11 protein-coding genes are annotated in these 14,426 nt (G+C 67.5%); 7 read left to right on the top strand and 4 right to left on the bottom strand.

The features are described from left to right. Positions 1-255: 255 nt before the first annotated feature. Positions 256-1,953, bottom strand: coding sequence for a YbaL family putative K(+) efflux transporter (gene ybaL / locus ROV93_RS22230; protein ID WP_069139333.1), 1,698 nt, complete (start codon positions 1,951-1,953; stop codon positions 256-258). Positions 1,954-2,151: 198 nt separating this feature from the next. Then, entirely contained in the window at positions 2,152-4,539 is a 2,388-nt protein-coding gene (locus ROV93_RS22225) for a TonB-dependent receptor (protein WP_072167662.1), read from the bottom strand. Positions 4,540-4,873: 334 nt separating this feature from the next. On the opposite strand from ROV93_RS22225, the gene ROV93_RS22220 reads away from it, so the two are divergent. Further along, complete coding sequence (locus ROV93_RS22220; protein WP_061480402.1) at positions 4,874-6,739, top strand: ABC-F family ATP-binding cassette domain-containing protein; 1,866 nt, start codon at positions 4,874-4,876, stop codon at positions 6,737-6,739. Between the two features lie 114 nt (positions 6,740-6,853). Here ROV93_RS22220 and ampR read toward each other — a convergent pair whose 3' ends face one another. Further along, positions 6,854-7,717, bottom strand: a complete 864-nt coding sequence (ampR, locus tag ROV93_RS22215; RefSeq protein ID WP_111007690.1) for a LysR family transcriptional regulator AmpR — start codon at positions 7,715-7,717, stop codon at positions 6,854-6,856. 174 nt (positions 7,718-7,891) lie between these two features. Between ampR and blaL2 the strand changes: the two genes are divergently transcribed. From blaL2 to ROV93_RS22200, 3 genes are all read left to right on the top strand, one after another. Beyond that, a complete protein-coding gene (gene blaL2, locus ROV93_RS22210) occupies positions 7,892-8,803 on the top strand; it encodes a L2 family extended-spectrum class A beta-lactamase (protein ID WP_072167664.1) in 912 nt (303 codons plus the stop codon). Positions 8,804-8,888: 85 nt separating this feature from the next. Beyond that, entirely contained in the window at positions 8,889-10,106 is a 1,218-nt protein-coding gene (locus ROV93_RS22205) for a cation:proton antiporter (RefSeq protein ID WP_072167665.1), read from the top strand. Positions 10,107-10,159: 53 nt separating this feature from the next. Beyond that, positions 10,160-10,801 carry a hypothetical protein gene (locus tag ROV93_RS22200; RefSeq protein ID WP_005410764.1) on the top strand — a complete coding sequence of 214 codons (642 nt, stop codon included), beginning with the start codon at positions 10,160-10,162 and terminating at the stop codon, positions 10,799-10,801. Positions 10,802-10,851: 50 nt separating this feature from the next. Here ROV93_RS22200 and ROV93_RS22195 read toward each other — a convergent pair whose 3' ends face one another. Then, positions 10,852-11,595: a DUF3011 domain-containing protein gene (locus tag ROV93_RS22195; protein ID WP_072167666.1), complete on the bottom strand. Its 744-nt coding sequence runs from the start codon at positions 11,593-11,595 to the stop codon at positions 10,852-10,854. A 158-nt stretch (positions 11,596-11,753) separates the two neighbouring features. Between ROV93_RS22195 and aspS the strand changes: the two genes are divergently transcribed. The 3 genes from aspS to ROV93_RS22180 are packed head-to-tail and all read left to right on the top strand — an operon-like array spanning position 11,754 to position 14,398. Continuing rightward, positions 11,754-13,505 (top strand): aspartate--tRNA ligase, encoded by a 1,752-nt coding sequence (gene aspS, locus ROV93_RS22190; RefSeq protein WP_072167667.1) that lies wholly within the window; start codon positions 11,754-11,756, stop codon positions 13,503-13,505. A 16-nt stretch (positions 13,506-13,521) separates the two neighbouring features. Continuing rightward, the gene (locus ROV93_RS22185; protein WP_072167668.1) at positions 13,522-13,845 is read left to right on the top strand and encodes a DNA primase; all 324 of its coding nucleotides are present in this window, start codon (positions 13,522-13,524) and stop codon (positions 13,843-13,845) included. Between the two features lie 31 nt (positions 13,846-13,876). Then, positions 13,877-14,398, top strand: a complete 522-nt coding sequence (locus ROV93_RS22180; RefSeq protein ID WP_049415346.1) for a GNAT family N-acetyltransferase — start codon at positions 13,877-13,879, stop codon at positions 14,396-14,398. The last annotated feature ends 28 nt before the right edge of the window (positions 14,399-14,426 follow it).

Below are 14,426 nucleotides of genomic sequence, written 5' to 3'. Positions count from 1 at the left end.
GCCGGTTGCGGGGGCGTGAGCCGCATGGGCCCGAGGCATGCCTCGGGCGGGTTGGGCAGGACGCCCAACCCCGGTCTTGCCGTGTGCGCAGGATTGCGCACACGAGCAAGCGGCGACCGAGCTTACATGGGCGTACTTGCAGCAGCCCCTGCAAGCGGACCCACCCCGCCATCCCACGGATAGTCAGCTTTTGCCTTTGCCTTTGCCGTTGCCTTGGCAGGTGCAGGGCTGCAAGCCCTGCCGCAAACACACCCCTCACACCACCGGAATGCTGTGCTGCCCCAGATTCCGATATGGCGGCGTGGACATGACCATCTCCGCCAGCGAATAGGCCAGCTCGCGCTCGGCCATCACCGTGCCATCGGCACCATGCTCCAGCAGATGCTTCACTTCGGCATCGCTGTGCGCACGTGCCAGCAGGGTCAGGTCCGGGTTGATCGCACGCAGCTTGGCCAGCGCCTCACCGGCTTCCAGCGGCTGCGGAATCGCCAGCACTGCGATCTTGGCCCGCTCTGGATGGGCCTCGGCCAGCACCCGGTCGGCGGCGGCGCTGCCGCGGATCGCTGCCAGGCCCCTGGCGTGCGCCTGCTCGACGTGCTCCTTGTTGTCATCGATCACCAGCACCGGCACGCCGCGATCGCGCAGCACCTGTGCCAGCTCGCTGCCGACCCGGCCATAGCCGATCACGATGGCGTGGTCATGCAGGTCGCGCGACGGGCCGGTCGCCTCTTCCGGCTCTGGCGTTTGCGGCTGTGTTTCCTGCTTGGCCTGCCATCGGTCGAGCAGGCCGAACACCAGCGGATTGAGCATGATCGACACCAGCGCGCCGGCCAGCACCAGCGACTGGCCTTCCTTCGGCAGGATCTGCAGCGCCACGCCGAGGCCGGCGATGATGAAGGCGAACTCGCCGATCTGGGCGAGGCTGGCCGAGATGGTCAGCGCAGTGCTGGTCGGGTGGCCGAACGCGCGCACGATGAAGAACGCGGCTGCCGACTTGCCGAACATGATGATCAGCACCGTGGCCAGCACCTGCCACGGATGCTGGACGAGGATGTTGGGGTCGAACAGCATGCCGACCGAGACGAAGAACAACACCGCGAACGCATCGCGCAGCGGCAGCGAATCATGCGCGGCCTTGTGGCTCAGTTCCGATTCGTTGAGCAGCATGCCGGCGAAGAACGCGCCCAGCGCGAACGAGACACCGAACAGCATCGCAGAGCCGAACGCCACGCCCAGCGCAATTGCCAGCACCGACAGGGTGAACAGTTCGCGCGAGCCGGTACCGGCGATACGTTCGAGGATCCACGGGATGACCCGGCGCCCGACCACCAGCATCACCGCCACGAACAGGCCCAGCTGCACGAAGGTCCAGCCGATGTCGGCCAGCACGCTGCCCAGCGAGTGCGACTCCTTGGCCGCGTCGGGACCGAACACGCCGGCCATCACCGGCATCATCACCAGCGCCAGCACACAGGCCAGGTCTTCGACGATCAGCCAGCCGACCGCGATCTTGCCGCGCATCGTCTCCAGCAGGCGCCGTTCCTCCATTGCCCGCAGCAGCACCACGGTACTGGCCGTGGCCAGCGAGAAACCGAAGATGACGCCATGAATGGCCGGCCAGCCCATCAGCGAGGCCACGCCCCAGCCGAGCAGGGTGGCCACCGCGATCTGGCCGATGGCGCCGGGGATGGCGATGGCCTTGACCGCCATCAGGTCCTTCAGCGAGAAGTGCAGGCCGACGCCAAACATCAGCAGCATCACGCCCAGTTCGGCCAGCTGGTTGGCCAGCGCCTGGTCGGCGACGAAGCCGGGGGTGAACGGGCCTACGCAGATGCCAGCAACCAGGTAACCGACCAGGGGAGACAAGCGGAGCTTGTTGGCCAGCGCGCCGAAGATGAAGGCGAGCCCCAGGCCAACGGCAACGATGTTGATCAGGTCGGTGTCATGGTGCATCGGCACTCGCAGGAAATCGGGGGTGCCCCGATTTTCACCGATGAAGCCAGATACGGCAAACCTGCCGTCCACGTGCCGTGGCCGGCGGGTTTGCCACGCATTTCTCCTCTACCCCCGCCTTCGGCGCGCCCCTTCAACAAGAAGGGGCTCTCCTCCAGATGCGGCCCGGGGTTGCCGGCCAGCGGCCGGCACTACCGCTTACCAGGTGTACTTGATCCGCCCGTACACATACGCGCCGTTGAAGCCGAACGGCGAGTAGTTGCTGTACGGCAGCATGCCGAAGGTGGAGTTCTGCAGGTCTTCGGTGCGGTCCGGGTACTTGTCCAGCAGGTTGTCGGCGCCCACGGTCAGGGTCCAGTTGCTGCTCGGCTTGTAGCTGGCCGAGGCATCCACCACCCAGGCATCGCCGTAGGTCTGGTCGCGCAGCGCGGTGGCCGAGTTGCGTACGGTGAACTTGCCGTAGCGGGTCGCGGCCAGGCCCAGTTCCCAGTGGTCCGAACGCCAGGTGCCGCTCAGGATCGCCTTGTCGCGCGGGTAGCTGTCCTCGATGCGACCGATCTCATCACGGCCGATCAGCGACTGGGTCAGGCCCAGCGTGCCGAACACCGCCGGAGTGCCGCCGACGCGGCGCACTTCGGTGTCGTTGTAGCTGTAGGCGGCGGTCAGCTCCAGGCTGCTGGCGCTGAACGGCACGGTGTAGCTGGACACGAAGTCGACGCCGCGGGTGCGCGTATCCAGGCCGTTGGTGAAGTACGAGAACGCGGTCACCTGCGGCAGGCCGAGGGTGCCCAGCAGCGCGCTGGTGGCGGCGTTGGTGGTGATGCTGGACGACAGCGCGATGCGGTCATCGATGTCGATCTGGTACGCATCGACGGTGATGTACAGACGGTCGACCGGCTGCAGCACCAGCCCCAGGCTGTAGGAGGTGGAGGTTTCGGCCTTCAACGGCGAGGCACCCAGCGCCTGCGCGGCCGGGCTCGTGGTCGGGAAGGTGCCGCGTTCAACGAACACGCCATTGAGGAACTGGCTGGTGACCGCCTGGTAGCCCTGCTGCGCCAGCGACGGTGCACGGAAGCCGCTGGAGGCGGTGGCACGCAGCGCGACCTTGTCGGTGAACGCATAGCGCGCCGACAGCTTGCCGGAGAAGCGGTCGCCGAAGTCCGAGTAGTCCTCGTAGCGGCCGGTGATGCCGGCCGAGAACTTCTCGGTCAGGTCCGCTTCCAGGCCGGCATAGACCGCGTAGTTGTGGCGGTCGGCATGCACTTCATTGGTCGGGGTGAAGCCGGCGAAGCCCTGCGCGCCGCTGCCGGTGTACGAGTTCAGTTCGCCCGGATTCTGGTCCCACTTCTCCTTGCGGTACTCACCGCCGAAGGACAGCGTGACCGGGTAGGCCAGGCCCCAGTCCAGCGACTTGGTCAGGTCGGCGTTGAAGATGTCCTGCTGGTACTTCAGCGTGCCGTCGTAGAACGAGCGCGGGCTGGTCGCACCGAGGCTGTAGTTGATGCTGTTGCGGGTGTGGAAATCGAGGGTGTTCTCGCCGTGGTTCAGGCTCAGGTCCCAGGTCCAGCCGCTGTCGGTGTTGCCCTTGACCCCGGCCACCAGCGAGCGGTCCTTGGAATACTGGTTGATCTCCGGCACGTAGCCGTCCGGATAGGTCTGCGCCAGCAGCGCGCTCTGCCCGCTATGGTTGCGCGAACGGTAGAACGCGAACGAGGTGATGTCGCGGTTGCTGAGCAGCGCGCTGGCGTAGCCGGTCACGTGGTCGCTGAAATCGAAGCTGGCGTTGGCCGAGGCGGCAGTGGCGTCCACGCGCGGGTCGCCGACGATGAAGGTCTTCTGGCCGATGCTCGGGAAGTTGCCGGTATTCGGCGTGGTGCCGCGGTACGGGCCGGCGCGGTTGCTCTCGTCCTGCTGGCTGATCTGGCCGGCCACGTGCACGCGGCCACGGCCGTTGCCAAACTCGACGCCGGTATCGCCGGAAAGCTGGTACTTGTTTCCGTCACCGGCGGAGTACTGGCCGTAGTCCACGGCCAGGCTGCCGCCACGGCCGCTGCCCTTGAGCACGATGTTGATGACGCCGGCGATGGCGTCCGAGCCGTACTGCGCCGACGCGCCGTCGCGCAGCACTTCCACGCGCTCGATCGCGGCGATCGGGATCGCGTTGATGTCCACCGCCGACGAGCCACGGCCGATGCTGCCGTTGACGTTGATCATCGCCGAGGTGTGGCGGCGCTTGCCGTTGACCAGCACCAGCACCTGGTCCGGCGACAGGCCGCGCAGTTGCGCCGGGCGCACGCCGCTGGTGCCGTCGGTCAGTGCCGGGCGCGGGAAGTTCAGTGAGGGCAGGGCGCGTGACAGGGCGGTGGCCAGTTCACTGGTGCCGGTGGACTGCAGCGCTTCGGGGGTGATGATGTCGATCGGCGACTGCGATTCGGCGACGGTGCGGTCGGCCACGCGGGTGCCGGTGACGATCACGGTGTCCAGGGTGTTGGCGGCGGTGCCGGCCTGCTGGGCGGCGGCGACGAACGGAGAGCCACCGAGTGCGACAGCGACGGCGGCGGCGATCAGGCTGGTCTTGCGGGTCATCGGGATGGGCTCCGGTTGGCGGGGGCGGCACCGGAATCGACATCACGGGGGTGAGGCGGACGGCGGTTGTTGCGGTGCGCAATACAGCAATTAACGGGATATTCAGTGCCTGTCAAATGCCGGTCATTGGAAAAAACGTTGCAGCAGCAACCATTTAGCCCGGACAGGCATCGGCGGGGAGGAGACCCGGGACGCGCGCGGCGAGGACGTGGGAGAGAGGAACGTCGGCCACTGCGCATCCCGGGACGCGTCAAGTATTCGTTAACGCTAGAATTGCGTCGCAGGAACAGTGCTCACCAGCACATTCCATCCGGTTATATGGACCCCTTCCCCGATGATCTCCCTTCGTAATTTCGCCTTGCGCCGCGGCGAGCGGCTGCTGTTGTCCAATGTCGACCTGACCCTGCACGCCGGTTACCGGGTAGGTGTGGTCGGCCGCAACGGTGCTGGCAAATCCAGCCTGTTCGCGGCGGTGAAGGGCGAGCTGGAGGCCGACAAGGGTGACGTCGACCTGCCCGGCAAGGTCCGTATCGCCAGCGTGGCCCAGGAAACCCCGTCGCTGCCGGACCCGGCGCTGAGCTTCGTGCTGGGCGGCGACACTGAGGTGGCCGCGGTGCTGGCCGAAGAGGCCGAGGCGACCGCCCGCGAAGACTGGGAGGCGGTGGCCAACGCACACACGAAGATGGCCGAGATGGGCGCCTACGACGCCGAAGCGCGCGCCGGCAAGCTGCTGCACGGGCTCGGCTTCCCGGCCGAGACGCACCACCGCGCGGTGTCCTCGTTCTCCGGTGGCTGGCGCGTGCGCCTGAACCTGGCCCGTGCGCTGATGATGCCCAGCGACCTGCTGCTGCTCGACGAACCGACCAACCACCTGGACCTGGACGCGGTGTACTGGCTGGAACAGTGGCTGCTGAAGTACCCAGGCACCTTGTTGCTGATCTCGCATGACCGCGAGTTCCTCGACAACGTGGCCACCCATACCCTGCACCTGCACGGCGGCGGCGCCAAGCTCTACCCGGGCGGCTACACCGATTTCGAGCGCCAGCGCGCCGAACAGCTGCGCCAGCAGCAGATCGCGCACGAGAAGGAGCAGGCCGAGCGCGCCCACCTGCAGAGTTTCATCGACCGCTTCAAGGCGCAGGCGAGCAAGGCCGCGCAGGCGCAGAGCCGCATGAAGCGCCTGGCCAAGCTGGCCGGCACCGAAGCGGTGCGTGCCGAACGCGAGTTCCGCATCGAGTTCGCGCCGCCGGCCAAGCTGCCGTTCTCGCTGATCCGCCTCAACCACGTCGAGGCCGGCTACGGCCAGGATGCGGTGATCCTGCACAACGTCGGCTTCGGCCTGGAAGCGGGCCAGCGCATTGGCCTGCTCGGCCCCAACGGCGCCGGCAAGACCACCCTGGTGAAGACCCTGGTGGGTGAACTGGCGCCGATCGTCGGTGAGCGCATGGCGCACCCGGACCTGAAGATCGGCTACTTCGCCCAGCACACGGTGGAGTCGCTGCACGAAGGCCAGTCGCCGATGGAGCACTTCCGCGAGATCGCCCCGGATGCGCCGAACCAGTCGTTCCGCGATTTCCTTGGCAAGTGGAATTTCCCGGGCGACCGCGCGTTCGAGCCGGTCGATGGTTTCTCCGGTGGCGAGCGTGCGCGCCTGGCGCTGGCGCTGATCGCCTGGCAGCAGCCGAACGTGCTGCTGCTGGACGAACCGACCAACCACCTTGACCTGGAAATGCGCGAAGCGCTGGCCGAAGCACTGGCCACCTTCGAAGGCGCGATCGTGATGGTCTCGCACGACCGCCACCTGATCGGCCTGGTCTGCGATACCTATTGGCGCGTGGCTGATGGCGTGGTCGAGCCGTTCGACGGCGATCTGGATGCCTACGCCGCGTGGCTGCGTACCCGCCCGCAGGCACAGGGCACCAAGGCGCGCATGGAACAGGTGGAAGAGCCGGTGGTGGTCAAGACCGCCCCGGTGGCGCAGGTGGTGCAGAAGAAGCCGGTGAACCCGCACAAGCTGGCCGCCGCTGAAGCCAAGGTGGCCGAGCTGGAAGGTGCGCTGGCCGAACTGGATCGCCAGCTGGCCGACCCGGCCAACTACGCCGATGCCAGCCGCATGGCCGTGCTTGGCCGCGATCGGGAAACCGCCGCCGCGCAGCTGGAAAAGGCTGAAGCGGCGTGGATGGAGCTGCTGGAGTCCTGACCGGTCGTGCCGGCCAGCGGCCGACTGGCATTTCTGCAGTGCCGAGCCACGCTCGGCTTTCGCGCGTAGCGCGGCATTGGACACGGAGCAGCCGAGCGTAGGCTCGGCGCTACATCATGCCTGCGCCTGCAGCCACTCGCGGAAGCGCTTGGCCGGCTCGCGCTCGGCGCGCGAGCGTAGCCGCGTCAGCCAGTAGCGGCCCAGCTCCAGCGTGGTGCCGAACGGCTGCAGCAGGCGGCCTTCGGCCAGTTCCTGCTCAAACATGCGCAGCGGCAGCAAGGCCACGCCGGCACCGCCGGCGGCGGCCATCGCCACCGTCAGCGAGGAATCGAACACCGGCCCACGTGCTTCCACACCGCTGACGCCGGCCGCCTGCAGCCAGCGCGGCCATTCGTCGCTGCGATAGGAACGCAACAACGGCAGCGTGGCCAGGTCGCGCGGCTGCTTCAGCCGCCGCGCCAATGCCGGGGCGCACAGCGGCGCGAAGGGCGCATCGAGGATCGCCGTGCAGGCCTGGCCCTGCCAGTCGCCATCACCGAAGCGGATGGCTAGATCCAGCCCCTCGCCGGCCAGGTCGATGCGGTTGTTGTGGGTCTGCAGGCGCAGCTCGATGTCCGGATGCGCGGCCTCGAATGCGGCCAACCGTGGCAGCAGCCAGCCGGTGGCGAAGGTGCCGACCACCCCCAGCGTCAGCACTTCGCGGGCCGGCCCGCCGGTGTAGCGCGCGATGCTGGCCGAGATGCGTTCGAACGATTCGTTGAGCACCGGATACAGCGCTGCACCTTCATCGGTCAGCGCCACGCCGCGCGGCAGGCGATGGAACAGGCGGATGCCGAGCCGGTCTTCCAGGCCCCGGATCTGGTGGCTCAGCGCCGCCTGGCTGACACACAGCTCCAGCGCGGCACGGGTGAAGTTCTGATGGCGGGCGGCGGCCTCGAACGCGCGCAGCGCATTCAGCGACAGGGTCGGGTGCAGCATCGTACAGTCGTGAGCTGGAGTGATGGCTGATCCTACCCTGTCGATAGAATTGTTCGTAACAGCAGTGGGTTGAATGCGACAGGCATGAATAATTTTCATGTCTCTCGCTGATATTTCGCGCTGGTCGCCCATCGTGCTGGCCTGAATAATCGAGGGGTTGCCAGGAGATTCCGTATGCTCGCCCGTCGCCGATTCCTGCAGTTCAGTGGTGCCGCCGCCGCTTCTTCGCTTGCCCTGCCGTTGCTGGCGCGTGCGGCAGGCAAGGCCAGCGCACGCGCACCGACCGAGGCTGCCATTACCACCGCCAACGATTTCGCAGCGCTGGAGATGGCCTGCGCCGGCCGCCTGGGCGTGACCCTGCTCGACACCGCCAGCGGTCGCCGCTTGGGTCATCGCCAGGATGAGCGCTTCCCGATGTGCAGTACCTTCAAGAGCATGCTGGCGGCCACCGTGCTCAGCCAGGCCGAGCGTGCGCCCGCGCTGCTCGACCGGCGCATGCCGGTGCGCGATGCCGATCTGCTCTCGCATGCACCGGTCACCCGCCGTCATGCCGGCAAGGACATGACCGTGCGTGACCTGTGCCGGGCCACTGTGATCACCAGTGACAACACCGCCGCCAACCTGCTGTTCGGCGTGGTCGGTGGCCCGCCCGCGGTGACCGCGTTCCTGCGTGCCAGCGGCGATACGGTCAGCCGCAGCGATCGGCTGGAGCCGGAAATGAACAGCTTCGCCGAGGGCGACCCGCGCGACACCACCACCCCGGCGGCGATGGCCGCCACCCTTCAGCGTGTGGTGCTGGGCGATGTGCTGCAACCGGCGTCGCGGCAGCAGTTGTCCGACTGGCTGATCGACAATGAGACCGGTGATGCCTGCCTGCGCGCGGGACTCGGCAAGCGCTGGCGGGTGGGTGACAAGACCGGCAGCAATGGTGAAGACGCGCGCAACGACATCGCCGTCCTGTGGCCCTTGTCCGGCGGCGCACCGTGGGTGCTGACCGCCTATCTGCAGGCCAGTGCGATCAGCAACGAGCAGCGCGCCGGGGTGCTGGCGCAGGTGGGGCGCATTGCCGATCGCCTGATCGGTTGAGGTAACCGGGAGTCATCCAGAAACGGCTTGCCGGATCGGTTCAGCGCGCGCATCCTGCGCGCGTTCCAACCCCACGGAAGACCCCATGAGCCATGAACTGATCTACCTGCTGCTGATCTTCGCGCTGCTGGTGATCCCACGCGCGTTGCAGCGTTTCAGCCTGCCCGCCCCGTTGACCTGCCTGCTGTTCGGCATCATCGGCATGCTCTGGCTGGGGGATCAGGCACATGATGCGGTGATCGGACTGCTGGCCACCCTGGGCATTTCCTCGCTGTTCCTGTTCGCCGGCCTGGAAGTGGATCTGCAGGCGCTGCGCCGGGGCATGTGGCCGCTGCTGGCACATCTGGTCATCCGTACCGGCACGCTGTTCGGCGTCGGCTGGTTGGCCTGGCGTTACGCAGGATTGCCGTGGCAGGCCGCCGGGCTGCTGGCGTTGGCGCTGCTGACGCCCTCGACCGGTTTCATCATGGACTCGCTGTCGCGGCTGGGCCTGAGCGAGGACGAACGGTTCTGGGTGACCAGCAAGGCCATCGCCGGTGAGCTGCTGGCGCTGGCGGCGTTGTTCATCGTGCTGCAGGCCGGCGACCCGGGACACATGGCGCTGTCCAGCCTGGCGCTGCTGGCGATGATGGTCGGCCTGCCGCTGCTGTTCATCGCGCTGGGCCGCTGGGTGGCGCCGCACGCGCCGGGCTCGGAGTTCTCGCTGCTGGTGATGGTCGGCATGGTGGCGGCCTACATCACCTACCTGCTGGGCGTGTATTACCTGGTGGGCGCGTTCATCGCCGGCCTGGTTGCGCGCCTGCTGCACCAGCGCATGCCGCTGCTGGCCTCGCACGAGAACCTGCACGCGCTGCGCCTGTTCGCCTCGTTCTTCGTGCCGTTCTACTTCTTCAACGCCGGCACCAAGGTGCCCAGCGAAGCGTTGAGCTTCGAGGCGCTGGGGCTGGGCATCGTGATCACCCTGGTGGTGCTGCCGCTGCGCATCGGCGTGGTCTGGCTGCAGCGCCGGGTGATGTTCGGCGAGAGCTTCCGCAGCAGCCTGCGCGTCTCGCTGGCGCTGGCTCCGACCCTGATCTTCACCCTGGTGCTGGCGGCGATCATGCGCGAGCGTTTCCAGATTCCGGCGGTGCTGTTCGGCGCGCTGCTGCTGTACGCCGCACTGACCACGCTGCTGCCGTCGCTGGTGTTCCGTACACCGTTTGACGTTGATCCGGTGGAGCAGGAGCCGGCCGGCGAGGGCGAGGCCGCGCCGGTAGCGGCGGCGACCGAAGCACTGCCGGCAGCACCGTCTGCCGAGCGCTGAGCGGGACTGGCGCGCGGTTTGCGCCCATCGTCCATGGCCGTTAGGGTTGGGGTATGAGACCGATTGCCGTTGCCACTACCGCCGCCCTCCTGCTCAGCCTCGCTGCGTGCACGCAGCGCTCCGACACGGTCGCCCATGACCTGGCGACCGCACCGGCCGATGCGTTCATGGCCGCCATCGCCGCACATTGCGGCCAGGCCTACGTCGGCAAGGTGGTGGAGGACACGCCTGCACCGACCGCCAAGGATCCGTTCGCCGGGCAGCGCCTGGTCATGCATGTGCGCGGCTGCGCCGACCCGGCGCACGAACTGCGCATCCCGTTCCATGTCGGTGATGACCACTCGCGGACCTGGGTGCTGACCCGCACGCCGAACGGGCTGCGGCTGAAGCACGACCATCGCCACGAAGACGGCAGCCCCGACGCGATCACGCTGTACGGTGGCGACAGCACGCCGCCGGGCACCGCCGAGCGCCAGCAGTTCCCGGCCGATGCCGATTCGGTGGCGATGTTCCGCCGCGCCGACATGCTGGCTTCCACGCATAACACCTGGGCGATGGAGATCGATCCGGATCAGACGTTCGTCTACGAACTGACGCGCCCGGACGGTCGCCGCTTCCGCGTGCAGTTCGACCTGAGCAAGCCGGTCGACCTGCCACCGCCACCGTGGGGCGACGACACAGCACCCGCGCCGTGATCCCCGGGTCGGACCCCACCTGCGGAGGGCTCTGACCCCAACCCCGCAACTCAACGCGTACCGAAGCGCGCCCGGCAACCGTTGCTCACCCACACCTGGCCCCGAGCGTAGCCCCAGCTCCGGCCCTCCTGGCAGGCGCTGCCGGACAGCTGCTGCTGCAGCACCGGCCGGCCCTGGCGCTCATCCCAGTCGCAGTTCTGCGTGCGGTTGTTGTTGCTGCTGCAGGTGATGGAGTAGTTGCTGTTGCCGCCGCCCCAGCCACCGCCCCCGCCGCCCCAGCCGCGAGCTTCGGCGAATTCGGCGCGGCAGCCGTTGCTGACCCACACCGCGCCATTGCGCACCCCCCAGGTACGGCCTTCGTCGCAGGGGCTGCCGGACAGCTGGCGGACCAGGCGGGCATTGCGCCAGCCGACCGGGCAGCTGCGTTCGCGATTGTTCTGGCTCTCACAGCGGATGGTCTCGCCGGGCCGGCCGTTGTTGCCGCCCCAGCCACCGCCGTTGCCGCCGCCCCAGCCACCACGGGCCTCGACGAATTCGGCGCGGCAGCCATTGCTGACCCAGATGCTGCCATTGCGGCTGCCCCAGGTGCGGCCCTCGTCGCAGGCGCTGCCGGACAGCTGGCGGACCAGCTGCGCATTGCGCCAGCCTGTATTGCACACGCGTTCTCGGTTGTTCTGGCTCTCGCAACGGATCACCCCGCTCTGCGCGGCGGCCGGGGCGGAGGGCAGGGCGAGCGTGGCGATGGTGCCCAGGCTCAGGGTCACGGCCAGGCGGGCCAGGGACAGCGGATTCATGGCGGCATCCCATACGGTGGCAGGTGCCTGACTATAGGGAGGGGGATGATCAAGCCGGTGTGACTGGCCGGATTTGCCCCGGCCGGGGCCTCGGCCGCAGAATACGAGGCTTTCCGGCCCCCGTCCGGTGCCGGCGTTCTCCAGCGGAGCTTCCCCCAATGCGTACCCACTTCTGCGGCCTGGTCGACGAGACCCTGATTGGCCAGACTGTCACCCTCGCCGGTTGGACCGACGTGGCCCGTAACCAGGGCGGCGTCTGCTTCATCGATCTCCGCGATCATGAAGGCATCGTGCAGGTGACCGTGGAGGTCGATAACGCCGAAGTGTTCGCCGTGGCCGCTTCGCTGGGCTACGAGGACGTGCTGCAGGTGGAGGGTGTCGTGCGCGCCCGCCACGCGGTGAACGACAAGATGCGCACCGGCAAGGTGGAAGTGATCGCCACCGCCATCACCGTGCTGAACAAGGCTGCGCCGCTGCCGTTCCACGCCCACGAGAACCCGGGCGAGGAAACCCGCCTGAAGTACCGCTATCTGGACCTGCGCCGTCCGGAAATGCAGCGCATGCAGCGCACCCGCATCAAGCTGGTGCAGGCCCTGCGCCGCCACCTGGACGAAAAGGGCTTCCAGGACATCGAGACCCCGATCCTGACCAAGGCCACCCCGGAAGGCGCGCGCGACTTCCTGGTGCCGGCGCGCATGCACCCGGGCGAGTTCTACGCGCTGCCGCAGAGCCCGCAGCTGTTCAAGCAGATCCTGATGGTGGCCGGCTTCGACCGTTACTACCAGATCGCGCGCTGCTTCCGCGACGAAGCACTGCGTGCCGACCGCCAGCTGGAGTTCACCCAGCTGGACATGGAATTCGCCTTCGTGCGCGAGCGCGACGTGCAGGACTTCGTCGAAGACATGATCCGCGCCATCTTCAAGGAAGTGGTCGACGTCCAGCTGGATGCCAGCTTCCCGCGCATGACCTGGGCCGAGGCGATGCGCCGCTACGGTTCGGACAAGCCGGACCTGCGCATCGCGCTGGAGCTGGTCGACGTGGCTGAACTGGTCAAGGACAGCGGGTTCGCAGTGTTCACCGGCCCGGCCAACGATGCCGAAGGCCGCGTCGCCGCGCTGCGCATCCCGGGCGGTGCAGCGCTGAGCCGCAAGCAGATCGACGAGTACGCCGCGCACGCCGCCAAATACGGCGCCAAGGGCCTGGCCTACATCAAGATCGCCGACAACGGCGAAGTCAGCTCGCCGATCCAGAAGTTCTTCAGCGAGGCCTCCTTCGCTGCGCTGGTCGCCCATGTTGGCGCCGGCAACGGCGACATCGTGTTCTTCGGTGCCGGTGGCTACAACAAGGTCTCCGACTTCATGGGTGCGCTGCGCCTGAAGGCCGGCAAGGACTTCGGCCTGATCGCCGATGGCTGGGCGCCGCTGTGGGTCACCGACTTCCCGATGTTCGAATGGGACGAGGAAGAACAGCGCTACGTCGCCCTGCATCATCCCTTCACCGCACCGGCCGTGGACGACATCGCCGACCTGCGCGCCAACGCCCGTACCGCCGTCTCGCGCGGCTACGACATGGTGCTCAACGGCAATGAAATCGGCGGCGGTTCGATCCGTATCCACCGTCCGGACATGCAGAGCGCAGTGTTCGAGCTGCTCGGCATCGGCGCCGAAGAGGCCCGCGCCAAGTTCGGATTCCTGCTCGACGCGCTGAACTACGGCGCGCCGCCGCACGGTGGCATCGCCTTCGGCATCGACCGCATCGCCGCGCTGATGGCCGGCACCGAGTCGATCCGCGACGTCATCCCGTTCCCGAAGACCACCGGTGCACAGGATCTGATGACCGACGCGCCGTCGCCGATCGTCGACGCGCAGCTGGCCGAAGTGCACATCCAGGTTCGCCCCAAGACCAACTGATCAGGAGATCCAGGCAATGACCGAGTTTGCGTTTTCGCTGGAGTGGGAAAAGCTGGGCAATGAAGGCTCCGAGGCCAACCTGGTCACCGAGCGTGCACGCGTGTTCGGTGGTTGGCTGGTCCGCGTCGGTACCAACCCGGCGGCGATGGCCCTGACCTTCGTCGCCGACGGCGAAGGCCGTTGGGACGGTGAAGACTTCGGCGTCGAGGATTACGAGGACGACGAAGAGGAAGAGTACGACGAGGACGAGGAAGGCGAGGAAGAAGAGGACGAGGACGAGGACGAAGAAGAGTACGAGGAAGAGGACGAGGAAGAAGAGGAGTCGCCTGAAAAGGCTTGACCCCCGCTTCGCCCTGGCGTCAACTTCCTGCATGTATTCGATCCGCCGCGCCACTGTGGACGATGCGCCGACCCTGTCGGCGCTGGCCGCCCGCACGTTCACCGAAACCTTCGGCCATCTGTACCCGCCGCAGGACCTGCAGGCCTTCCTGGAGGAGGCCTACACGGTCGAGCGCCAGCGCGTGATCCTGGCCCACCCCGATTACGCAGTGTGGCTGCTGGAACTGGATGGGGAGGCGGTCGGCCATGCCGCCGCCGGCCCCTGTGGCCTGCCGCATCCGGATGTGAAACCCGGTGACGGCGAACTCAAGCGCCTGTACCTGATCAAGACGCAGCAGAGCTGCGGCTGGGGCAGCCGCCTGCTGGAAACCGCGCTGGCCTGGCTGGAGCGCGAAGGCCCGCGCACGCTGTGGCTGGGCGTGTGGTCGGAGAACTTCGGCGCGCAACGCTTCTACGCCCGCTATGGTTTCGAGAAGGCCGGCGAGTACCTGTTCCCGGTTGGCGATACCAACGATCTTGAATTCATCCTGCGCCGCGCACCGCGCGCGGCCTGACGTTCACCGCCGCTTGCTGCGCGCGCGT

It is taken from the genome of Stenotrophomonas maltophilia group sp. msm4, from assembly GCF_032025605.1.
GTDB lineage: Bacteria > Pseudomonadota > Gammaproteobacteria > Xanthomonadales > Xanthomonadaceae > Stenotrophomonas > Stenotrophomonas sepilia.
Note: the sequence above shows the minus strand (reverse complement) of the source record. Positions and strands in the feature narration are given on the sequence as shown.